This window comes from Marinospirillum alkaliphilum DSM 21637, assembly GCF_900119735.1.
Taxonomy (GTDB): domain Bacteria; phylum Pseudomonadota; class Gammaproteobacteria; order Pseudomonadales; family Halomonadaceae; genus Marinospirillum; species Marinospirillum alkaliphilum.
The window spans coordinates 1-22,662 of record NZ_FPJW01000002.1; the positions used below are offsets into that span (position 1 = coordinate 1).

The following is a 22,662-nucleotide window of genomic DNA, read 5'->3' on the forward strand; positions in this document are numbered from 1 at the left end:
TTCCCGATGGAGAAACGTCTGGATGACTTCGACTACCGCCATCAGACCACCATCACTAAGCGCCAGATCAGCGCTCTGCTGGACTTTAACTTCATCGATCAACGTCAGAACCTGGTGTTCATCGGGCCACCGGGAGTCGGCAAAACGCATCTGGCCATCGGGCTGGGCTACAAAGCCATCGAAGCGGGTTATAAGGTGGCCTTCAGAACCGCCATGGCCCTGGTGGAAGAACTGGAGCTGGCTGAAAAGCGGGGTGAACTGAAAAAACGGATCAGCCTACTGGCCAAAAATGACCTGCTGATCATTGATGAGCTGGGCTACCTGCCCATGAGCCGCCAGTCCCGCTACAACCTCTTCCAGTTGGTGAACAGCCTGTATGAATATCGATCAATCATCTTGACCACCAACAAGGACTTTACCGACTGGGGTGAGTTCTTCCATAACGACAATGTCGCCATCCCGATCGTGGACCGGATCATCCATCACTCACACATCTTCATGCTGGGAGGAGAAAGCTATCGACTGAAAGAAAAGTTAACCAACTAACGCATCAGGTGGGTCAATTTTATTGGCCAAAGGTGGGTCAAAATAAATGGCCATTGACAGGAGGCCTTGGCATGGCCTGGTAAACACTACGACTACAACCAGATGTCGATGGTGGTGATCAACTACCTGGAACAGATCCAGCCTGGTACCCTCGAATTTGCCCTGCATTACCTGATCGCTGAAAAGCTCGGCCTCTCTGCTTTTCACCAGCCTTACAAAAATGATGCTGAAGGCCGCCCGGCTTATGACGCAAATGGAGTTTGCTTCAAAGTTCTGTATTAGTGTTGCGACCTTAAGGCACTGGGAGCGGGGTGATCGTACGCTGCATGGGGCCAGCCTTGGCTTTATTGCATGTGGTTGCAAAAGAGCCTCAGGCTGTTTTGAGGGCTTTGAGTTAACAAGGCGCAGGGTGATCCCCGAAAAGCAACCGCGCCAATAAGTGAAGTTCGCGCTTCAAACAAAGCAGTTGATTACTGGTGTATCTGTACCTTATCGTCTTGCAGGAAAAAGGTCACCTTGTCCAGTTCGCGGGTGACTTCGTAGCTTTTTCCGGCAATAGTGACCATTGTACCGGGGTAAGCACGGCGATTGACGATCACCTTGGCGGCATAAAAGCGGCGTAGTTCAGCTTCAATCAGGGTCAGCCGGGTGTTCAGTTCAAGCTGGTGTGCTTGCAGGCTTTCTTTGGCGCGAACCAGTTTGTCCTTCATTTCCAGCAGTTTTTTACGGCCCTGCTGACGGGTTTTGCGGGCCAGTTCAATCAGTTGGTATTTCTGGTTTTCCAGGTGATTCAGCTGGCTCAGCAGCAGGGTGTAGCGTTCCTGCAGCTCCTGGCACTCACCGACCACCAATTCGGTTTCGATGTAGGCAACAGCACCGCTGGTGTTGATTTCGATGTAGTCCACCGCTTCGATACGCCCACCCACCACCTGGCCCTTGCCTTCAACCTTCACAAAACCACCTGATTTGATGTTGGTGTGCATCACCTGGTTGCCGATCAACACTTCCTGACCGGCTTCAATCATGGCTTCATGCGCGAAGCGTGCCTTGACACTGCAGGTGGCCTTTAATGCAGCTTTTTCCGACAGGTACTGGGCATCCTTGTGGCCGATGGCGCCACCGATGACTTCAATGTGTCCACCGGCCTGTACATAAGCAGCATCCACACCACCGTTGATTTTCACATCACCGGTGACCACCACCTGCATGCCATCACGAACGTCACCCTTGATTTCAACACTGCCCTTGTAGCGGATGTGGCCACTTTCCACATCCACCTGATTCACCTTCAGCATCTCCTCCACCAGGGCACCCTTGTCATACAGCACCGGGATGCCGGCAGTGGCGGACAATAATAAATTCTCGTCATCCTCGGCCAGTTTCACCGAGGCATCTTTGAGTTTGAACTGGATGTCCTTGCCATCCTTGGCGCGCAGGGTTTTACCGGCCACGTTCCAGCCTGCCTTGCCCTTGGTGGGGGGGTGGCGGCGCAGCAGTGGTGTATCAGGCTCAATGTAGGGGGTTTCCCCCCGATCCAGGTAATGAATGGTGCCGTATTCATCTTCGCGGGGGCGGCGGTCAGAGGCATCCTTGACCAGCACTGCCAGCCGAGCATCTTCACCGTTTTCGTGAGGCTCACCGTAAGCCACCACCGTGCAGTAAACATTTTCAGTGTTGTGCAGCCGAGCAGCCAGCTTGGCACTGGTCAGTTTTTCCAGTGCATCATCCAGCAGGCCTTTGACAACCTTGGCTTTTTTTAATGCCTGATCCAGCACGGCACGATCCACCGGTTTGCCGCGTCCTTTGGAGCCATGCAGTACCATGCCGGCAATAAGTTTGCTGGGGCTGACAAATACATCGACCCGGGCATCTTCAGGAATGCTGATGCAGGCGTCCCGAGGCTCCTTACGACGCACGGCATCCAGCAGCACCGTCACATTGGCCGGGATCAGTGGAAAGTCATCGGGTGGATAACCGGTATGCAGGGTGACTTCGGCAAATTGCTCGCGGGTCAGTTCCCGTCCCTTTTCAACCGGAACAAAGGTAGCCCAGAGTTCATTGTTGTCCCTCAGGTCATAACTGATGCCAAGATCCACTGCCGGGGGCAGTCCTGTATCCGTTGTTTCCGGGGATGACTTGTTATTCATGGCCTTGCTTCCTGACTGCAGGTTTATGTAACCACTATAAGCCAGAAAAAAAAGAAAAGCAGCCGACCCGGAAGGGGTAGCTGCCATGAAAAAGGTTAAAAAGAGTAATCAATATGTATAGTTAACGTGATGGCGTTACTGCCACCCACCACCCAGCGCCTTGTAGAGGTCCAGTCCTGCGTTCAGACGCGCCTGGCGTAACTGCACCAGTTGTTCTTCGGCCTGTGCCAGGCTGCGCTGGCTGTCCAGCAGGTTGCTGAGGCTTTCAGTGCCGCCACGGTAGAGGCGTTCTGTCTGTGTGGCCAGCAGGCGCTGTTCATCCAGTAAGGCCAGTTGCTGCGTTTCCAGTTGCTGGGTCAGTTGCAGGCGATTGAGTGCATCTTCCACCTCAATCAGGGCGGTTAACAGGGTTTTGCGGTAACTTTCCAGCAGCTCCTGCTGGCGAGCCTGTGCCAGGGCAATCTGGCGTTTTCTGAGGCCATGGTCAAAGATGCTTTGTGTCAGGCTGGCGCTGATGCCCAGCGTTTGCACCGGATCACCGAGACTGAGGGTGTTGCTGGCCAGGGCTGCGGAGGCCGATAGTTGCATGCTGGGAAAAATGGCGGCACGGGCGGCGGCAATGTTGGCATCAGCGGCCCGCAGGCGGGCTTCGCTGCTGGCCAGATCCGGTCGACGGGTCAGGATTTCAGTGGGCATGCCCGGGTCAGGATGAGTCAGTGATAATGCCAGTAGATCACCGGCAGGAGGGGTGAAGCCCTGAGCCGGAACACCCAGCAACAGTGCCAGCGCGTTGCGGGTTTGCTGCTGCTGACTTTGCAGGCTCTGCAGGCTGCTGCGCTGGTTGATGACCTGGCTGCGCTGCCGGGCCAGATCAGCACGGGTGGCGGTTCCCTGTTGCTGACGGGCTTCGATCAGTTGCAGTTGTTGTTCTGCGGCCTGCAGGTTGCCCGCTGCAGTCTGAACCTGAGCTTCCAGACTCAGCCACTGAAACCAGCTGTTGGCCACGGCAGCGGTCAGGCTCAGGCGTGCGGCATGCCAGTCATGCACGGTGGCCGCAAGGCTGGCTTGCCCGGCAGCGCGTTCGGCTGCCACCCGGCCCCAGAGGTCAATTTCATAGCTGGTGCTGACACTGGCATTGCTGGAATCACCACGACTGCTTTGTCCTTGTGTGGTGGTTTCCCGAACACCGGCACCCACATTAGCGGATACACCCGGCAGGGAGGAGGCGCGGGTGATGCCAAGCTGTGCTTCAGCCTGTTCTATGCGGTAACCGGCCATCAACAGATCAGGGCTGGAAGCGAGTGCCTGTTCAATCAGTTGGTCAAGTGCCGGGCTGTTGAATGCCTGCCACCAGTCCGCATCAGTGAAACGGACGCCATCACTGAGTTGTGTAACGGGTTGGTCCCATTGTTCGGCCAGCTCCACATCCAGTTGTTGATACTGGATGTTGCGACTGCAGGCGCCCAGTAACAATAAGGGCAACAGCATAAAAAGCAGACGTGGTTTCATGATCACTCCGTGGACAGTGCGCGCACCGGGTCAAGATGAGCTGCCTTGCGAGCCGGTAGGTATCCAAATATCAGGCCAGTGGCAAAGGCGCAGCAAAAAGCCAGTACCACCGGGAAAACAGAGAAGTGCACGGCGGTACCCAGATAACCCACCAGCCAGGCAGTACCCAGCCCGATAGCTACTCCGATCAGTCCGCCCAGCGCAGAAATGGTCAGGGCTTCTATCAGAAACTGCTGCAGGATGTTGCGGGTTCTTGCTCCGGTGGCCAGTCGAATGCCGATTTCGCGAGTGCGCTCGGTGACGGAAACCAGCATGATGTTCATCACCCCGACACCACCGACCAGTAGGGAAATGGCCGCCACGGACCCTAACAGCAGGGTGAAGGTGTTCTGGGTTTCGGTGACATTGTCGATCAGGGATGCCATGTTGCGAATCTGAAAGTCCTCAATGCCATGGCGAGCCAGCAGCAGGCTGTGAATGGCTGCTTCGGTTTCATCCATGCGGCTGACATCATCCACGGCCACGGTGACATTGCGCAGGTGGCGTTGACCGAAAATGCGCAGGCTGCCGGTGTTGAACGGCACCAACACCACATCATCCTGATCCTGCCCCATGGGTGAGGCGCCCCGGGCGGACATCACGCCAATCACTTGCAGCAGTGTGCCGTCTGCCATTACATACTCACCCAGGGGTGAGCGGCCCGGAAACAGGTTGCGAGCCACGGTCTGACCAATCACCGCCACAGTGGCAAACTGGGTGTCATCTTCATGGCTGAAAAAGGTGCCCTGAGCCACCGGCCATTGCCGGGCGATGGGGAAATCTGCCGAAGTGGCATTGATCTCGGTGCTGGCATCCTGGTTGCCGTAGCGCAGGGTGGCGCTGCGGCTTAATTCCGGAATGGCGGCCAGCAGGTTGGGAATCTGCTGATTGATGGCGGTGACATCTTCCGGAACCAGGGTGGCAGGCCAGCGTCCACGTTGGTTGGGGCCGCCGGGGCGCACCAGCAGCAGGTTGCTGCCCATGGCACTGATGCGTTCCACCACTTCATGACGGGCACCATCCCCGATGGCCAGCATGGCAATCACCGAAGCCACACCGATCACAATGCCCAGCAGGGTCAGCAGCGTGCGAAACAGATTGCGGTGCAGGGCAGTGAAAGCGGCTTTGGTGGCTTCCCAGATATCCAGCAGTGGGCGCTCACGACTGGCACCGGGGGTATGCTGCTGACTGGTCTGAATGCTGCTGCCGGAATCATGGATGATTTCACCGTCACGGATTTCAATGATGCGGTCTGCATGGGCTGCCACTTCCGGGTCGTGGGTGATCAATAGCAGGGTATGGCCCTGATCGGACAGTTCCCTCAGCAGTTTCATCACCTCCTGACCACTGTGGCTGTCCAGTGCACCGGTGGGTTCATCGGCCAGTATCACCTGACCGCCGTTCATCAGTGCCCGGGCAATGGACACCCGTTGTTGTTGACCACCGGACAACTGACCCGGCAAGTGCCAGGCACGATCACTGAGTCCCAGTCTGGCCAGCAGCTCCAGAGCACGCTGGCGGCGCTCAGCAGGTGGTTCACCGGCATAAATGGCTGGCAACTCAACATTGTTGACGGCAGGGGTGCCGGGCAGCAGGTGGTAACTCTGAAATACAAAACCAAAGGCTTCCCGCCGCAGGCGCGCCAGTTCATCCTTGCTCAGCGTGGAAACTGGTTGGCCACGAAACAGGTATTCACCGGAGGTGGGACGGTCCAGGCAACCCAGCAGGTTCATCAGGGTGGATTTGCCGGAACCGGAACTGCCGATGATGGCAACAAACTCACCGTCATGAATGGTCAGGTCCAGCCCTTTCAGCACCTGCAGTGTCTGGTCACCATTACTGAAACTGCGGGTCAGTCCCTGCAGCTGAATTAATGGGGGAGCAACGGCATTGATCATAAACGTGGCATTCCGGTCGGACGGTTGATGTTGCCGGTATTGTTACCAGTGGCACGGTTCTGCTGCCCGCCGGTTTGCAGCACCACCACCTCACCCTCCTCAAGACCTGACAGAACCTCTGCCTGAATGCGGTTGTTGACACCGATCTGCACTTCACGCAACTGCTGACTGCCATCGGCTGCCAGCACACGGACCTGATACTGGTTGCGCTGTACACGCTGGAGTGCGGCTGTGGGTATCAGCAGGGCATTGTCAGTCTGGGCCACAACAAAAAACACCTGAGCGGTCATCTGCGGCAATAACTGACCACGACGGTTTTCCACATCAAAAGGCGCGTTGTAAAGCACCACATTGTTTTCAATCACCGGGGTGGGTTCAATGCGCAGCAGCTGGCCTTGCCAGCGCTGGTTCTGGCTGCCAAGGGTTGTGAAGTAAGCCGGCATGCCGGGGCGCAGGCGGCTGATGTCTGCTTCGGACACACGGGTTTCCACCCGCATTTGACTGAGATCAGCCACTTGCAGGATCACTGGTGCCTGCTGGTTGGCATTCAGGGTTTGCCCCTGCCGGGCACTGATTGATACCACCGTGCCGCTGATGGGAGCCAGAATACGGGCATACTCCAGATTGGCTTCATCGGCAGCCAGGGAAGACTGGTTCTGTTCTATCTGGGCTTGCAGCTGTTCAACCTGCGCCTGAGATGACAGGTAGCTGGCCTCTGCCTGCTGCAGCGCCTCTTCGGTTACCGCATCATCAGCGCGCAGGTTTTGCTGACGTTGATAATGGTGTTTGGCCAGTTGCAACTGGGCCTGGCGGTCGCGTAGCTGGGCAGCCTGAGCGCGTAACTGGGCGCGACTGGCAGCAACATTGGCTTCCAGCACACGGGCATCAATTTCTGCCAGCAGTTGTCCGGCTTCCACCTGATCACCCACTTCCACGTGCAGATGGGTCAACTGACCGGAAATCTGTGCACCAACATCCACGTAGTTGGCAGGTTTTAGTGTGCCGGTGGCGGTGACCTGATCCTGCAGGTTGCCACGCTCAACCCTGGCTGTTGGCAAATGGGTCTGTTCTTTGGGGCTTTTAAAATACTGCCAGCCAAAGTAACTCGCCAGAGTCAGTGGAATCAGAAGCAGCAGCCAGAAGCTGCGTCGGGACAGGCGTTGTGCTTGCATGGTCGATGGCGTTCCTTCAGGGATCAGGTCTCAGATTAAAGACCCATTCTGTAACAGAATTATCCCGGTGTCAGAAAGGAGTGTCGCGGAATGTCGCAAAAAAACCGCGCCGAAGCGCGGTAAAGTGGAGAAGTTCAGGCTGCAGCAGGGCTGGCAACCTGAGCTGATGCCATTAAAGCATCAGGTTGTCACAGAAGTGTGTCACCCTGGACTGATCAGAAATTGTAGGTGCCGGACAGCCAGAAGGTACGACCGGGCAACACACCACCGGCAACACTCTGGGTGCTGTGGAAATACTCGCTCGCCCAGTAGGTATCACCGTTATATTCATAGGTCTTGAAGCCAGCCATGTCCTTGTCCAGCAGGTTGGTGATGGTGGCATTCAGATTGAATTGCTGATTGACCCGGTAGGCACCACCCAGATCAAACAGCAGGTAGGATTTCAGGTCACCTACGGTATCAATCAATGCCTTGTTCTGATCGGTCAAATCTTCATAGTTGCCGGTAAAACGTTGTGACTCACTGCGGTAAGTGCCTTTTAACCACAGGCTTAACTGATCAGTGGCTGCCCAGCGCAAGGTGGCATTGGCCATGTGTTTCGGGGTATTGCCGAGCTTGCCGTTTTTCTCACCGTCTGCAATCACTTCGCTGTCGGTTCTTGTGTAGTTGGCAGCCAGGGTCCAGCTATCGGTCAGTTCAATTCTGGCAGTGATTTCCGCACCCCAGGTTTTGGCTTCATCCACATTGGTGGCATAGGTGGCAGTCGGGTTGGCTGAGCAGCTTGAAATTGGATCGGTGCTGCAGTCACCGGTGCCGCCAACGATACGATCCTCAATTCGGTTCTGGAACAGGGTGATGGAGCCGGAGAATCCCTGACGGTTGTCATACAGGGCACTGATTTCAGTGTTGGTGCTGACTTCCGGTTTCAGGTCCGGGTTGCCGATGTTAATGGTGGCGCCCTGGCCAGAGATACCATTAATGCCATCAATCAACTGATTCAGGTTAGGGGCACGGTAACCCTTGTTTACACCGCCCTTGAGCACCAATTCATCAGTGGTATTCCAGACCAGGTAAGCACGCGGGCTGAAGTGGCCACCAAAGGCATCATGCCGGTCATAACGGCCACCCAGAGTGGCCGCCAGGTCATCAGTGAAACGCCACTCATCTTCAGCAAACACGGCAACCATGGTCTGGTCGTGGGTTTCGGTCAGCAGGCCATCTTCCAGTTCCGCTTGCCAGTACTGTGCGCCCAGTGTGGTGACATGCTTGTCAATGAAAGAGGTCACGTATTTGGTATCAAGGATGGTGTTGGTGGTTTCCAGTTTGCGGTCATCACCGATGGTGAAGGTTTGACCATCCACGGTGTAGGTGTTGCCGATCACGTTGCCGGGGATGGTGCGTCCAATCGTTTCGGTGGTGGTGCGGCTGAGGCTGGAATCCACCACGCCGGTGCTCAGGCGGCTGGTGTGACCGATGGCAAGCTGGGTGCGGTTGAATTCCATGTAGTCTTTGTAACCCGGTGCAGCATTGGGGTTGATGGCTGCAGTGTTCCAGCAGTTGGCACCGCCACCGGTGCCGGTGGATTTGCCATCGATATTGCCCAGACGGCAATCCTGGTTGTTGTACCAGGTTTCAGCACGATCCACATCCAGCCACAGGTCATGCTCTTGAGAGGGAGTCCAGGTCAGACGTGCACCGATATTGGTTTGTTCACTTTCACCTGGTGCGGGGTTGCGACCGGCCCGATCTGCACCGGGTGCCAGAATCCACTCGGTGGCTTCACGGTCATAACGACTGGCGCGCACGGCCAGTCCCAGCAGATTGTTGATCAGCGGACCTGCAGCATAAATATCCACCTTGCGGGTTTTACCCCAGTCGCTGTCCTGCGGAATGCCTGCTTCCAGGCGCACAGAGCCGCCCCACTCAGGAGCCACCTTGCGGGTGATGATGTTGACTACACCACCGACAGCGTCCGAACCATAGAGTGTTGACATGGGGCCGCGAATCACTTCGATGCGTTCAATGGCGGACAGGGGTGGCATAAAGCTGGTCATGGCAGCACCAAAACCATTGGGAGTCACATCACCAGCCACATTCTGGCGGCGACCATCAATCAGGATCAGGGTGTATTCACTGGGCAGACCACGAATGCGGATGTCCAGACCACCGGTTTTACCGGTACCACTGAGCACATCCACACCCTCCACATCAGCCAGGGCTTCTGCCAGGTCACGAAACTGTTTGGTTTCCAGATCTTCACGGGTGATGACGGTGATGGAGGCCGGTGCCTCGGTCACGTTCTGCTCAAAACCAGCGGCAGTGACAACCACTGTGCCCATGTGTTGCGGGTTGTTGGCTAACAAGGGCCCCGAGCTGCCTAAACCCAACGCAAGCAGGGCATAAACAAGAGGGTGACGAGATAGGTTTGTCGGACGGTTAGTAATGTGCACGCTGAAGTCTCCAGTCAGTTGTTGGTAAGGGCTGGCTGGCTACTCCTGTTGTTTTGTGGGACCGGAGGATAATCTGGCTGGCTTGCCTTTATGCAAATGATAATGCATATCAGTAGGCTTTGTATAGGGCCAATGCTCATTGAATAAAACTTTGCAGCCTGTTGTTGCTTGTAAGCTGAGCCTGGCTTGTTATGCTTGGCTGCCGGATTCAACGTGCAGGTTTCACTCTTGTCATCCTTGTCAGTCTGTCCCTTGTGTGACTCAGCTCAAACCAGCTTATGGCACACCGAAACACGCAAACCCCTGATCGGTCGGGAATATCATCGTTGTCAGGTGTGTGATCTGGTGTTTGTTCCCCGTTGTTTTCATCTGGATGCCAGCTCCGAGCGGGCGGTGTATCAGCAGCATGAAAACAATCCGGCGGATGCCGGGTATCGTCGCTTTCTGGGGCGCATGGCTGAACCGATGCAAAACCTGCTGCAGGCCAGTGGTAAAACACCCTCCGAGCTGTCCGGACTGGATTTTGGCTGTGGTCCCGGCCCGACCCTGTCGCTGATGTTTGCCGAAGCGGGTTATGCCTGCAGCAATTACGACCTCCACTTTGCTCATCATCCCGCGCTGTTGCAGCAGCAGTATGACTTCATCACCAGCACGGAAGTGTTCGAGCATCTGGCGCAACCGGCACAGGTGCTGGATCAGCTGTTGTTGTGCCTCAAGCCGGGTGGCCTGCTGGGCAGCATGACCCAGCGGCCGCGAGATCGGGCTGCTTTTGTACAGTGGCACTACCTGATGGACCCGACCCACATCAGCTTTTTCAGTGAAACCTGCTTTGACTGGCTGGCAGAACACTGGCAGCTGCAACAGGCGTATCTGAGTGGTGATGTGATTATTCTGCAGCGACCTGCAGACTGCTGAGCAGTTGTTGCAGCCAGTCAGCCAGGCTTTCCTGCCCGGTACGCAGCAGTGGATCCACCACCCAGGTGCGTTGTCCGTCACGTTTGCCAGTCGATAGCAGCATGTCTGCCTGATCTGCCGTAACCAGTGGCACGGCCATCATCAATGCCAGTGGCACCAGGCGTTCATCATCCACTGCCAGTGATTCGATACCGGCTTCCAGTAGCAGGTCATCCAGTTGTATGGCTGTCTGCTGAATCTGCTGCACCAGTTGGCGGCGATTGTGGTCCAGGGTTGTTGCCTGCTCCGGCCAGATGCGGCTCAGGTCACGTGCTGCAATATTGACCATCAGGGTCAGGTTGTTCAGGTCCAGCCAGAAATAATCCGGAGTGAGCAGCCCCGGGCGTTGGATCACCCGTGCGCCGCCGGGTGCAATCTCCTGTGCCAGATCAATTGGCACCACCCGGATGTTCCGTTGTCGCAAGGCCGGATAAAGGTTGATGTCCTGCCATACGGACTCCAGCGTCAGCACGGCATCCAGTGCAGGCAGCTCCGATGGATTGACACGGTTGAACCAGGCCGGAATGCGATTCAGTGGCAGGCGCTCAGCGGGTAGGTAATGCAACTGAATGCCGGTGCCCTGAGTTAGGTCTCTGGCCAGCAGTTGAGTCACCGGCGCAGCGCTGCCCAGACTGGCAGCCTGCAGCGAGGTGCTGAGCAGCAGGCAGGCGAGGGCAGGAATAACAGCAGTAAAAAGATGCTTGAAGCACAAGAGTGTTTTTTTCATGCAAGGGATCTCCAGCGACGCACCAGCAACGCCAGCAGAAAACCGGCTGATGCAATCAGGACAATGGCGGCTCCGGATGGAATCGGCAGGGCACCGGCCATCGGTAACAGAATGCCAAGCAGGCAGCTGATGGTGGCAAAAACAACCGAATACCAGAAGAACTCACGACCGGTGCGGCTGATCAGGCGGGCCGCAGTGGCTGGAATCAGCAGCAGGGCACCCACCAGAATGGCACCCACAATTTTCACGGATGCCACGGTCACCAGGGCAATCAGCAGTACAAATACATAGTCATAAAGGCGCACATTGATGCCACGCACTTTTGCCAGGTCCGGTGCCAGACTGCTGATCAGGGCACGATTGCCCCCTGTCAGCATCAGCAGTACGCAGGTGGCGGCAATCACCGCCATCACCAGCAGGTCGGCATCACGCACGGTCAGTATCGATCCGAACAGCACGTTTTCCAGAATGTGAACGTTCACCTTTTTGGCAACGTACAGTAGCAGTGCGGCGCCCAGCGCAATGGCAAAAGACAGGAACACACCCACCAGGGCATCATAAGGCACCTGGGTGCGACTGCGAATCCAATGCAGCAACAGGGCAAACAGCAGACAGAAGGTGAACAGTGCCGCAAAGGGCTGGGTGGCCGGTTCACCGAGCAGGATGCCCAGTGCCACACCGGTCAGGGCACCGTGCCCCACGGCTTCCGAAAAGAATGCCAGACGTTTGACCACCACCAGTGGGCCCAGCGCACCCAGCAAGGGGCCAATGATCAGTGCGGCAACCAGTGCATTGGTGAGAAAGGCGTACTGGAACATTTCCGGCAGGTAACCCGCTTGTTGCAGGCTGAATACCAATTGACGCAGAGCTTCCATCAGGCAGACCTCCGCAGGCCATCTTCCACCTTCCAGATGCAGTCAGCATGTTGTTCGGTCCAGGCTGGATCATGCTGAATCACCAGCAGGGTAGCTCCCTGCTGACGCAGCTGTTGAATGGCTGCGGTGATGATCTCTTGTGCCTGCTGGTCCAGTCCGGTCATGGGCTCATCCAGACACCAGAACAGGGCTTGTTGCTCCAGTGCCTGAGCAAACAGCAGACGCTGGCGCTCACCACCGGACAGCTGGCCCAGCCGCAGATGCTCCTTGCCTTCCATGCCCACCTGCTGCAGCAGTTCAGCGACCCGCTGCAGGTCCTGTTTCCGTCGACGACCAAAAAAAGCCCGACGATTCAGGCTGCTTAACAGGAACTCCTGCACGGTCACCGGCAATGAAGGCTCAAAGGCAGTTTGTTGCGGTACATAGGCAACCTTGCCGGGTTTGCCTGGCCAGTGGCGACGAATGTCACCGCTGTGTGGCAACAGCCCCAGCAGGGCCTTCATCAGTGATGATTTGCCGGCCCCATTGGGACCGGTGATGACGTGCAATTGCCCGGCCTTCAGGCGCGCAGTGATCGGCGGCAGGATGGTGACACCATTCAGCTGCAGGCTGAGTTGATCCATTTCGATGTCCGGTCCCATCAACGCGGCTCCACTGCGGCAGTCAGCGCTTTCACCAGGGTTTGCAGGTTGTGTTCCATTTCACGCATCACCAGGGTGCGATCGTATTCACCGTGGGTCATGTGCGAAAAGTGGTGAATCTGGATGCCGGTGGCCTTTTCAATGACGTCCACATAACGGTTGTCCATGTCCAGCTCGGTGAACAGCACCTGGATATTGGCTTCACGGATACGGCGGATGGTGTCCTGCAGCTGACTGGCACTGGGTTCCACGCCGTGAGCCGGCTCAATGACGGTGTCAACACCGATGCCAAATTCCTGCAGCAGGTAACCATAGGCATTGTGGGTGCTGGCAATGCGGATATTGCTGAGGTCCAGTGCCAGCAACTGACTGCGGTAGCGGTTTTTCAACTGGCGTAGTTCACGTGCATAACGCAAGGCATTCTGCTGAAAGTATTCGGCATGGTCCGGGTCCAGTCTGCCGAGCTCGGCTGCAATGGTATAAACCTGGCGAATGGCTGCATCAATGGCCACAAAGCTGTGCGGGTTGTAATTGCTGTTGCCGCGACCGTAGGACAGCAACGGCACATCACGATTGGCATGAATCAGGGTCAGGTTCGGCAGCTCCAGGTTTTCCAGCGCATGCACGGCAAACTCATCATGACCGATGGCGTTCAGCACCAGCGCATCCATTTCGGTCAGGCGGCGCAGATCAGCCGGTTGCAGCTCATAGTTGTGCGGGTTGAAGCCACTTTCGATCAGTGGCAGTACCCGTGCCTTGTCACCGGCAATTTCACTGACGTAACTGTAATAGGGATGCAGGGTGATGCCGACCACCAGTGGGCGGGCCAGCAGACTGCCCGGCAGCAGCAGGATCGACAGAAGCATTAACAGGCGTGTTGTGTTCATGGCAGTTTGTTCATCGGGAACCAGTGGTCAAGTTGATCACAACTGACAGGCGTGGTGAGGTGATCAGTGAAATACAGCTGTATGGAGTCGGTCTGCAGTCGCATCAGAAAAGCCGCTGACAAGTTGGGCTGCGGCAGCAGCAGGCAGCCTGCTTCCGGTTGTTGCCAGTCCATTACCGACTGACCCGGCAGGACCGGTAGCAAACCCTCTGCAAGCAGTTGTTGGCGATCCGGCCAGTGGCCGGTTTGCTGAAACTCCGGCAAGGCCAGAAAGCGAATTTCATCAGCCGCTATGGCAAGTTCCATCAGCAGTTGCTGCTGGTGCAGTGATAACTCCGGTTGCAGATTGGCCATTGGTGCCTGTGTCTGGCGCAGTAACACCCCCAGCGCGCCCAGCAGCAGCACGGTCAGGGTCAGCAGCAATACCCAGCGGTTTTCATCACGGCCATTGTCTGGTCTGACGGTTTCAACCGTTGGAAGCGCCTGCCGTGGTGCAACGTCAGAATTCGACATGATCAAACTCGGCAGGGTCTTCATGTCCTGCATCAAACTGAATGAAAAACTCACCATCATGCCAGGGGAAGCGTGCTGTGGAGCTGTTGTCTGCCCTGACCCGATGAATGACTTCTTCACCGTAGGAATACATCACCACCTCACTGCCATGTGCCAGGGTGCCGTCACTGAAACCAATGCGACAGGCAATTTCATCACCCATGCGGCTGCAATCCATCACCGGGTAATGGGCCTGCGCTGCCAGTGGCAGCAGCAGGACGGAGGCAAGCAAAAGTTGTCTGAGTATCATGCGGCCTCCTCCGGATCAGGGCAGAACTTCGAAGCTGAGCAGGTAGTTGACCCCGGCGGCATCCGCCAGTGGGCTGTCAATGTCCATGCGCAGGTTGGCAGACAGCAGGTGTGGACCTGTCTGGGTGGGAGTGAAACGCACCACGCCATCCGCATCCGCTTCCAGATCAACCTGCATGCGGGAGTCGCGCCAGGCGGTACCCTGAGGTACCAGCTCAACCTTCATGCCTGCGGCTGGCTTGCCATCAAGGGTGAAACGAAAACGGGCTTCCTCACCCTTGATCACATCACTGGGATGGGTCAGCGCATGGAACTCAAAACCTTCACCGGTGGTTTCCAGTACTTTGGTGTTCGGGGTGCGGTGGGTGACATAAAAGGCACTGATGGTCTGCATGGCAGTGGTGCGAACGTCACGGGCGCCTTCCGGTAACTGGACTTCCAGCTTGCTGCCGAAAGCACGGCGCGGAGTGTTGCGCTCACCGATGACATAACTGGTCATGTAACGTGGTTGACCTCGCAGTTCCACTTTATAAGTACCGGAGGTTTCCAGTTGCAGGTCAAACACGCTGCGACGCTGACCCTTGTAGTAAGGCCCAATGCGACGGCGCTCACCTTCTGGCCCGTAGATGCTGACATTGTCCAGCCCGATGGGTTTGTCGAAACTGAATACACCGTGTGAGGCGGTGGCATCCACGGTGATCCAGAAGGCTTCTTCGGTGGACAGGTTGAATTCACTGGGCAGCATCCAGATCGGGTGAGCCTGGGCAGTGGGTGCCAGCAGTGCGGCGGACAGGGTGGCAGCAACCAGCCAGTTGCGTTTTTTCATCGGTCTTATCTCCAGTAGGTTCAGCGGGTGACCTTGATGGTCATGCGGCCCAGTTCCTCAGCCGCTTCGGTGGTGAAGGTCTGGTTCTTGCCCAGCTCAATCGGCTGGCGTACCAGGCTGCGACTGCCATGTTCACGAGCCGCTTCGATATTGACGGTGTAACGACCGGCAGGCACTTTCTGCCCTTGCTGATTGGTGCCATCCCAGATGACGCTGTGTGTGCCCGGACGACGTGTTGCACCGGTCACTGCATCCAGTTCACCCTGGTCATAACGTCCGGCCTTGCGCCACCAGCGACGCATGTCTTTTAGCCAGTCTGCTTCCTTGCGCCAGACAGTGACGGTTTTCACGCTGTTGTCACTGGCATCTTCAATCCATACAGCAACATAAGGGCGGTAATACATGGCACCACCGATTTCCGGCAGGTTGACCTGTATTTCCACCTGCTGGGCCATCACCATTGGACTCAGCAGCAGTCCGCAGACCAGCCCGGCCAGGTGTTTTCTTTTCATCGCCTTCACTCCTGATCAAAAGGGTTTAAAACAGCATCCAGAAATAAATGCCGACCATCAGCAGGGTTCCGAAACCGCTGAGGGCCAGGGTGCGGCTGCGCCGCTTGGGGTGAAACAGCACCAGCCAGAATCCGGTCAGGGTGAAAATCAGCATCACCACGGCGGACAGGTCAATGAACCAGCTCCATGCCACACTGCTGTAACGGCCCATGTGCAGGTCATTCAGCACCGCCATCCAGCCCAGATGCTGGTGTTCGTACCAGATGCTCTGCTCTTCCGGCAGCACTTCCACCAGGGTGTAACCACCGGGTCGCTTGATATCCAGAGATAACAATTGCTCACTGGCAGACCAGTCACTGCTGAGTTCACCATCCGGCAGGCGTTGCTGCTTTTTCAGCCATTGCCAGATGGGCTGAGCCTGTTGTTGTGGGTCCTGCTGCTGAAGCTGTGAATACAGGTGATCAGGCAGTTGCAACTCTGCTTCAAAGGGAGCAGATGGAGTGGGTAACCACTGACGGTTATTCAGTGTCAGGCCGGTGGCAGTGAAAAACAGCATGATAAAAAGCATCAGCATGGAGCTGTAAGCGTGCAGTGGGCGAACCCAGCGCTGGCTTCTGGACAGGTTGTAGCGTTTCATGAATAGCCAATTGAATACTTATCAATAACATTTGGCTGGTCATCATGCGGAAGCCCAATCACAAATGCAAGTGATTATCAGATTTAATGGCGTTTATTAAAGCGGCAAGATGTAACAGAAGTGTCTCAACGGGAAGAAAAATTGTCGCAGTGTGCTGTGCACAAAAAAGCCTGCCGGGCGGCAGGCTTCAGATATTGGTTTTTTGCTGGTTTCAGCGTTTGCGGCGGCGTTCGCGCTGGGTGCGGGCTTCTTTGGTGAGTTTCAACTGCCGCGCCTTGGCCGCTTCCCGACTGTTTTTTTCAGTGGGTGCATAGGGGTTTTCACCGCTGCGGAATTCAAAGCGCAAGGGGGTGCCGGTGACCTTCAGGATCTTGCGGAAGGTGTTCATCAGGTAGCGCTTGTAACTGCCCGGCAGGGCATCCGTCTGATTGCCGTGCACCACAATGATGGGTGGGTTCAGCCCGCCCTGGTGGGCATAACGCAGTTTGATGCGGCGACCGTTGATCATGGGTGGCTGGTGTTCACTGACCACATCCTGCAGCAGGGTGGTCAGGCGATTGGTTGACCAGTGGCTGGTGGCGGAGCGGTAGGCCTTTTCCACCGAGCGGAAGAGTTCACCCACGCCGGTGCCGTGTAATGCCGAGATGTAATGCACATCAGCGTAATCCACAAACTCCAGACGACGGTTGATGTCCTTCTTGATGTTGTCGCGGGTTTCCTGATCCAGGTGATCCCACTTGTTGACTGCCAGAACCAAGGCGCGGCCGGATTCCAGTACAAAGTTCAGCAGGTGCAGATCCTGATCCACCAGGCCGGTGCGGGCATCAATCACCATCACGGCCACGTTGCATTCCTTGATGGCCTGCAGCGTTTTGACAATCGAGAACTTCTCGGCGGTTTCGGTAACATTCTTGCGCCGTCGGATACCGGCGGTATCTACCAGAGTGTAAGGTTTGCCGTTGCGCTCAAAGGGAATGGTGATGGCGTCGCGGGTGGTGCCGGGCTGGTCATAAACGATCACCCGCTCTTCACCCAGAATGCGGTTGACCAGTGTGGACTTGCCAACATTGGGTCGACCGATGATGCCGAATTTCAACTGGCGCTCGGACTGCTCTTTTGATGCCTCAGCCATGGCTTCATCACGGGCTTCATCAGTGAGTGCAGAGACCTCACCCCATTCCGGCTCAGGTTCAGGTTCAGGCATCGGGCCCAGCAGTTCATCCAGCAGTTGTGTGATCATGCTGCTGACACCGCGGTTGTGAACCGCCGCAATCATCCAGGGGTCGGTGTTCATGCCCAGGGCATAAAATTCGGCACTGAAGCTCTGGGCATCCAGGCCGTCCGTTTTGTTGACCACCAGGTGTGCTTTTTTGTCATTAACCCGCAGGTACTGGGCAATCATTTCATCCGCAGCGGTCATGCCTGCGCGGGCATCAACAATGAACAGCACCAGATCGGCTTCATCAATCGCGCGCAGCGACTGGCGCGCCATTTCGGCATCAATGCCCTCTTCATCACCACTGATACCGCCTGTGTCGATGACAATGTAAGGGCGACCACCCACCTTGCCTTCACCATACTGGCGATCGCGGGTCAGGCCGGGAAAGTCGGCAACCAGCGCATCACGGCTGCGGGTCAGGCGGTTGAATAGGGTGGATTTGCCGACGTTGGGGCGACCAACCAGCGCAATAACAGGGATCATGGTGTCAGTTCTTCAGAGTAAACAGCCCGAGACGGCCGCGAATAGAGTGGACCAGCAGGCGGTTATCATCAATCACCGGTGTGGCACGGATGCCATCCAGATCAAAACTACGACGACCGGTCAGTTTGCCGCTATCTGGATCCAGCAGGTGCAGGTAGCCCTGGTAGTCAGCAACCACCAGGCGACCGGACAGGATTACCGGCTCGGTCAGCGAGCGACCATAAAGTTTGTCTTGTTGCCACAGGCTGCTGCCGCTGAGCAGATCCAGGGCATGAATGCGGCTGGCCTCATCCACTACAAATACCTTGCCATCATGAATGGCCGCTGCGTGGTAGCTGGACAGGTCACGGCTCCAGCGGGCACGGCCGCTGAAAGGGTCCAGAGCCTGGGTTTGCCCCTGGAAGGAGTTCACAATCAACATGCCTTGCGCCAGACGTGCCTGGCCGTTGATATCCACCAGACGTTCAATGTCGGTGCGTCCGCGTGGTTGAGCCACACGAGCTTCCCAGCGGGCCTGACCGGTGCGGTTATCTACTGCGACCAGTTTGCCGTTGGCAAAACCGGCAAAGGTTTGCAGGCTGGTGACCGTAGGCGCTGCAGTGCCACGCAGGGTCAGCAGTGGAATCAGGCTGTCGTGCAACCACAACTGGCGGCCATTGCTGCGATCAAAACCGGCTAACTTGCCATCTGCAGTATGCACCACCAGCAGATTGCCATCCGCCTGGGGTGGGCTGAGTGCTTCACTGGACAGGCGGACACGCCAGAGTTCATTGCCATTGCTGATATCCAGCGACAGCAATTCACCGTTTTGGGTAGCAACATAAAGGTGGTTGTCATGCAGGGCTAAACCAGCACTGACACCGACTTCCAGATCTTTCATCCACAGCAGGTCTGACTGCAGAAAACCCGTTCGTGACAGGTCAAAAGCCTGCAGTAGACCCTGAGCATCAGCGGTGACCAGCAGGTTGCCACGTAAAGCAGGTAATAACTGATAACCACGCCAGCGTTCACCGTAACCTGAGTGGTCGCGCCACACTGATGTCAGGCGGTCCTCACCTGAGTGGGCGGGCAGTGGTGCTGGAGGGTATTGCGGTTCAGGCAGGCTGCTGCAGGCTGCCAGCAGGGCCAGCAGACAGGCAGCAACAGGGTATTTCAGGTAACGCAGGCCAGACAGGGTGTTGCGCATCAGGCATCCCCGTGGATGGCCAGACTGTCCAGCTTCATTTCAACCAAAGGAGCAGACTCACCGGCAGCACGACTGGCTTCCAGTGCTTTTTGATAGGCTTCGCGAGCTTGCAGGGCATCCCCCTTGCTCATCAGCAGATCACCACGCAGGGCTTCAAACTCAGCAGTGAAACCGCCGGCATTTGGCACACTCAGCAGGCTGAGGGCTTCATCAACGCGCTCCTGAGAGTTCAGAATGCGTGCCAGACGCAGGCGAGCAACCAGTTCAATGGCTTCTACACGAGTAGAGTCCAGTGCTGCGCGCAGGTGGCTCTGTGCCTGATCCAGCTCGTCACGTTCCACCGCAAGGCGGGCTGCAAACAGGCGGGCATAATCCGCGTAAACACTTTTGCTGAAGTCACCAGTCAGACGTGCAATCAGTGCATCGGCCTGTTGGTCACGGCTTTCACCGGTGCCATTCATGACAATCTGGCTCAGCTCGGAATACAGCTGGGAAGCTGACTCGGCCTTGCTGATCTGATGGCTCTCCCAGGCTTTCCAGCCACCAACACCCGCCACAGCAACCACAACACCGGCGATCAGTGACTTGCCATTCTTGCTCCACCATTCCTTCAAGGACTCAAGTTGTTCTTCATCGCTGCGCATAACGTATCTATCCTGACGTGTAAAATATGCAAAAAATGGGACTATCTTAACTGAGCTCGGCTGGTTTGCAAATGCGTAAGTGCTGAGCCAGGAAACCAGCCAGGTCGCTGATGGCCACTTCACTTTGCTGATGCGCTTCCCGCAGGTATTTAACGGAAGCCACACCACGCGAGATTTCATCTTCACCCAGCAGCACGGCAAGGCTGGCGCCGGACTTGTCGGCACGTTTGATTTGCTGCTTGAAAGCACCACCGCCACAGTGGGTCAGGATGCGTAAACCGGGCTGCTCACTGCGAAGGCGCTCAGCCAATAACAGGGCATAAGCATCTGCACCCTCACCGGAAGCCGCCAGATAGACATCCAGTTGTTGCGCCAGTTCCGCTGGAAAGGCGTTCAAGGTTTCCAGCAGCAGTATCAGGCGCTCCACGCCCATGGCAAAACCAACGGCCGGTGTCGCCTTGCCGCCCAACTGCTCAACCAGGCCATCATAACGTCCACCTGCACAAACTGTGCCTTGTGAGCCCAGTGCGGTGGTGGTCCACTCAAATACGGTCTTGCCGTAGTAGTCCAGGCCGCGTACCAGTCGTGGGTTCAGGGTGTAGGCTACACCGGCGGCATCGAGATACTGGCAAAGACCGGCAAAATGTTGCCGACTTTCGTCATCCAGATAGCTGTCAAAGCTGGGGGCCAGCTGCAGGATTTCCCGGGTGCGCGGATCCTTGGAATCCAGAATACGCAGCGGGTTGGTGCTCAGGCGGCGCTGGCTGTCTTCATCCAGTTCAGCTTTAAAACCTTCCAGATAACTGGTCAGTGCCTGACGGTATTCAGCACGCGCGGCAGCACTGCCAAGGGTGTTCAGTTCCAGCGTCAGATGATCCAGAATGCCCAGTTCACGCCACAAACGGGCAGACAGCAGAATCAGTTCAGCATCAATGTCCGGGCCGTTCAGGCCGAAGGTTTCCACGCCGATCTGGTGAAACTGGCGATAGCGGCCCTTTTGCGGGCGTTCATGGCGGAACATCGGACCCTGGTACCAGAGGCGTTGCTGTTGGTTAAACAGCAGGCCATGTTCTTCCGCGGCGCGTACACAACCGGCTGTGCCTTCCGGACGCAGGGTCAGGCTGTCACCATTGCGATCTTCAAAGGTGTACATTTCCTTTTCAACGATGTCTGTAACTTCGCCGATGGAGCGTTTGAACAGCGCGGTCTGTTCAACAATGGGCATACGGATTTCGCTGTAGCCGTAACGGGCCAGCAGGTTGCGAACTCGGCCTTCGAGGTATTGCCAGCGCGGGCTGGCATCGGGCAACAGGTCGTTCATGCCGCGAATGGCCTGGATCTTTTTGGACACGCTTGTCTTTCCTGTCTTGAACTAAATAGGGACCAGTTTTTATGGATCAGTTTTTATGGATCAGTTGATCCAGTTTGGCCTGCTTCTCGGCGGCCTTGCTGCGAATCAGTGCTTCCAGCTCATCAACCAGATTGTCGCTGGTCAGCTTATTGGCTGGTTTGCCATCCACATACACCAGGTGCTGGGGGCTGCCGCCGGTCAAACCCAGATCTGCTTCGCGTGCTTCACCAGGGCCGTTGACCACACAGCCAATCACCGCCACATCCAGTGGGGTCAGCAGATCTTCAACCCGGCTTTCCAGGGCGTTCATGGTGGCCACGACGTCAAAATTCTGGCGGGAGCAACTGGGGCAGGCAATGAAGTTGATACCCTTGTTGCGCAGGCGCAGGCTTTTTAACAGATCAAAGCCGACCTTGACCTCTTCCACCGGGTCTGCGGCTAACGAGATGCGCAGTGTATCACCGATGCCTTCCATCAGCAGAATGCCAAGGCCTACGGCTGATTTAACAGTGCCGGAGCGCAGTCCGCCGGCTTCAGTGATGCCCAGGTGCAGGGGCTGCTCAATTTCTCTGGCCAGTTGGCGGTAAGCAGCCACGGCCATGAATACATCCGAGGCTTTAACGCTGACTTTGAAATCCTGAAAGTCCAGTCGATCCAGGTGCTCAACATGGCGCAAGGCAGACTCCACCAGGGCTTCAGGAGTGGGTTCGCCGTATTTTTTCTGCAGGTCTTTTTCCAGTGACCCGGCATTGACACCGATGCGGATCGGAATGGCGCGGTCACGTGCAGCACTGACCACTTCGCGGATACGGCTTTCATTGCCGATGTTGCCGGGGTTGATGCGTAAACAGTCCACGCCCAGTTCTGCCACCCGCAGGGCAATTTTGTAATCAAAGTGAATGTCGGCAATCAGAGGTGTTTCCACCTGCTGACGGATTTTGCCAAAAGCTTCAGCCGCCTCCATGCTGGGTACAGAAACACGTACCAGGTCAACACCGGCCTGTTCCATGCGACGGATCTGAGCCACGGTGGCATCCACGTCACAGGTTTCGGTGTTGGTCATACTCTGAACGCTGATGGGGGCATCACCACCAACTGGAACTTTGCCAACATGGATCTGGCGGGATTTGCGACGCTGAATGGGGGAGGTGTGTTGCAT

Annotated in this window: 23 protein-coding genes; 4 read left to right on the forward strand and 19 right to left on the reverse strand. The window is 56.5% G+C overall.

All coding sequences use genetic code 11. The annotated features are described in order from the left end of the window. The 3 genes from istB to BT114_RS15330 form a co-directional block, all read left to right on the forward strand. Positions 1-546 (forward strand): IS21-like element helper ATPase IstB (gene istB, locus BT114_RS03185; RefSeq protein ID WP_072324904.1); only part of this gene is annotated, 546 nt, incomplete at its 5' end. Between the two features lie 66 nt (positions 547-612). Continuing rightward, a complete protein-coding gene (locus tag BT114_RS14930; RefSeq protein WP_177247037.1) occupies positions 613-828 on the forward strand; it encodes a hypothetical protein in 216 nt (71 codons plus the stop codon). Further along, complete coding sequence (locus tag BT114_RS15330; RefSeq protein ID WP_425434772.1) at positions 800-985, forward strand: helix-turn-helix domain-containing protein; 186 nt, start codon at positions 800-802, stop codon at positions 983-985. The genes BT114_RS14930 and BT114_RS15330 overlap by 29 nt, the downstream gene beginning before the upstream one ends. A gap of 31 nt (positions 986-1,016) precedes the next feature. Here BT114_RS15330 and BT114_RS03195 read toward each other — a convergent pair whose 3' ends face one another. The 5 genes from BT114_RS03195 to BT114_RS03215 all read right to left on the reverse strand — a co-directional run bounded on the left by BT114_RS03195 (position 1,017) and on the right by BT114_RS03215 (position 9,761). Next, positions 1,017-2,693: a flagellar assembly protein A gene (locus BT114_RS03195; RefSeq protein ID WP_072324905.1), complete on the reverse strand. Its 1,677-nt coding sequence runs from the start codon at positions 2,691-2,693 to the stop codon at positions 1,017-1,019. A 135-nt stretch (positions 2,694-2,828) separates the two neighbouring features. Then, complete coding sequence (locus BT114_RS03200) at positions 2,829-4,202, reverse strand: efflux transporter outer membrane subunit (protein WP_072324906.1); 1,374 nt, start codon at positions 4,200-4,202, stop codon at positions 2,829-2,831. 2 nt (positions 4,203-4,204) lie between these two features. Next, on the reverse strand, positions 4,205-6,139 hold the full coding sequence (locus BT114_RS03205) for a MacB family efflux pump subunit (RefSeq protein WP_072324907.1): 1,935 nt from the start codon (positions 6,137-6,139) through the stop codon (positions 4,205-4,207). After that, positions 6,136-7,311, reverse strand: coding sequence for an efflux RND transporter periplasmic adaptor subunit (locus BT114_RS03210; protein WP_072324908.1), 1,176 nt, complete (start codon positions 7,309-7,311; stop codon positions 6,136-6,138). The genes BT114_RS03205 and BT114_RS03210 overlap by 4 nt, the downstream gene beginning before the upstream one ends. Before the next feature lie 215 nt (positions 7,312-7,526). Then, a complete protein-coding gene (locus tag BT114_RS03215; protein WP_218163449.1) occupies positions 7,527-9,761 on the reverse strand; it encodes a TonB-dependent receptor domain-containing protein in 2,235 nt (744 codons plus the stop codon). A 213-nt stretch (positions 9,762-9,974) separates the two neighbouring features. On the opposite strand from BT114_RS03215, the gene BT114_RS03220 reads away from it, so the two are divergent. Next, positions 9,975-10,676 carry a class I SAM-dependent methyltransferase gene (locus BT114_RS03220; RefSeq protein WP_245770381.1) on the forward strand — a complete coding sequence of 234 codons (702 nt, stop codon included), beginning with the start codon at positions 9,975-9,977 and terminating at the stop codon, positions 10,674-10,676. On the opposite strand, the gene BT114_RS03225 is transcribed toward BT114_RS03220, so the two are convergent. The 14 genes from BT114_RS03225 to ispG all read right to left on the reverse strand — a co-directional run bounded on the left by BT114_RS03225 (position 10,648) and on the right by ispG (position 22,662). Next, complete coding sequence (locus BT114_RS03225) at positions 10,648-11,442, reverse strand: hypothetical protein (protein ID WP_072324909.1); 795 nt, start codon at positions 11,440-11,442, stop codon at positions 10,648-10,650. The two genes, BT114_RS03220 and BT114_RS03225, sit on opposite strands and share 29 nt — an antisense overlap. Continuing rightward, a complete protein-coding gene (locus BT114_RS03230) occupies positions 11,439-12,317 on the reverse strand; it encodes a metal ABC transporter permease (protein WP_072324910.1) in 879 nt (292 codons plus the stop codon). Before BT114_RS03230 ends, BT114_RS03225 begins: the two co-directional genes overlap by 4 nt. Beyond that, positions 12,317-12,958 carry a metal ABC transporter ATP-binding protein gene (locus tag BT114_RS03235; RefSeq protein ID WP_072324911.1) on the reverse strand — a complete coding sequence of 214 codons (642 nt, stop codon included), beginning with the start codon at positions 12,956-12,958 and terminating at the stop codon, positions 12,317-12,319. Before BT114_RS03235 ends, BT114_RS03230 begins: the two co-directional genes overlap by 1 nt. Next, positions 12,958-13,845 (reverse strand): metal ABC transporter solute-binding protein, Zn/Mn family, encoded by an 888-nt coding sequence (locus tag BT114_RS03240; RefSeq protein ID WP_072324912.1) that lies wholly within the window; start codon positions 13,843-13,845, stop codon positions 12,958-12,960. The genes BT114_RS03235 and BT114_RS03240 overlap by 1 nt, the downstream gene beginning before the upstream one ends. Further along, the gene (locus BT114_RS03245) at positions 13,842-14,357 is read right to left on the reverse strand and encodes a DUF6162 family protein (protein WP_072324913.1); all 516 of its coding nucleotides are present in this window, start codon (positions 14,355-14,357) and stop codon (positions 13,842-13,844) included. Before BT114_RS03245 ends, BT114_RS03240 begins: the two co-directional genes overlap by 4 nt. Continuing rightward, positions 14,344-14,646: a hypothetical protein gene (locus tag BT114_RS03250; protein WP_072324914.1), complete on the reverse strand. Its 303-nt coding sequence runs from the start codon at positions 14,644-14,646 to the stop codon at positions 14,344-14,346. Before BT114_RS03250 ends, BT114_RS03245 begins: the two co-directional genes overlap by 14 nt. A gap of 15 nt (positions 14,647-14,661) precedes the next feature. Next, positions 14,662-15,471 (reverse strand): DUF4198 domain-containing protein, encoded by an 810-nt coding sequence (locus tag BT114_RS03255; RefSeq protein ID WP_072324915.1) that lies wholly within the window; start codon positions 15,469-15,471, stop codon positions 14,662-14,664. A 20-nt stretch (positions 15,472-15,491) separates the two neighbouring features. Next, entirely contained in the window at positions 15,492-15,983 is a 492-nt protein-coding gene (locus tag BT114_RS03260; RefSeq protein WP_072324916.1) for a DUF2271 domain-containing protein, read from the reverse strand. 25 nt (positions 15,984-16,008) lie between these two features. Next, entirely contained in the window at positions 16,009-16,620 is a 612-nt protein-coding gene (locus BT114_RS03265; protein WP_072324917.1) for a PepSY-associated TM helix domain-containing protein, read from the reverse strand. A gap of 211 nt (positions 16,621-16,831) precedes the next feature. Beyond that, entirely contained in the window at positions 16,832-18,322 is a 1,491-nt protein-coding gene (der, locus tag BT114_RS03270) for a ribosome biogenesis GTPase Der (RefSeq protein ID WP_072324918.1), read from the reverse strand. Between the two features lie 4 nt (positions 18,323-18,326). Then, positions 18,327-19,508 (reverse strand): outer membrane protein assembly factor BamB, encoded by a 1,182-nt coding sequence (bamB, locus tag BT114_RS03275; protein ID WP_072324919.1) that lies wholly within the window; start codon positions 19,506-19,508, stop codon positions 18,327-18,329. Beyond that, complete coding sequence (locus BT114_RS03280; RefSeq protein WP_072324920.1) at positions 19,508-20,152, reverse strand: YfgM family protein; 645 nt, start codon at positions 20,150-20,152, stop codon at positions 19,508-19,510. The genes bamB and BT114_RS03280 overlap by 1 nt, the downstream gene beginning before the upstream one ends. Before the next feature lie 46 nt (positions 20,153-20,198). Continuing rightward, positions 20,199-21,503 carry a histidine--tRNA ligase gene (hisS, locus tag BT114_RS03285; protein WP_072324921.1) on the reverse strand — a complete coding sequence of 435 codons (1,305 nt, stop codon included), beginning with the start codon at positions 21,501-21,503 and terminating at the stop codon, positions 20,199-20,201. 46 nt (positions 21,504-21,549) lie between these two features. Next, entirely contained in the window at positions 21,550-22,662 is a 1,113-nt protein-coding gene (ispG, locus tag BT114_RS03290; protein WP_072324922.1) for a flavodoxin-dependent (E)-4-hydroxy-3-methylbut-2-enyl-diphosphate synthase, read from the reverse strand.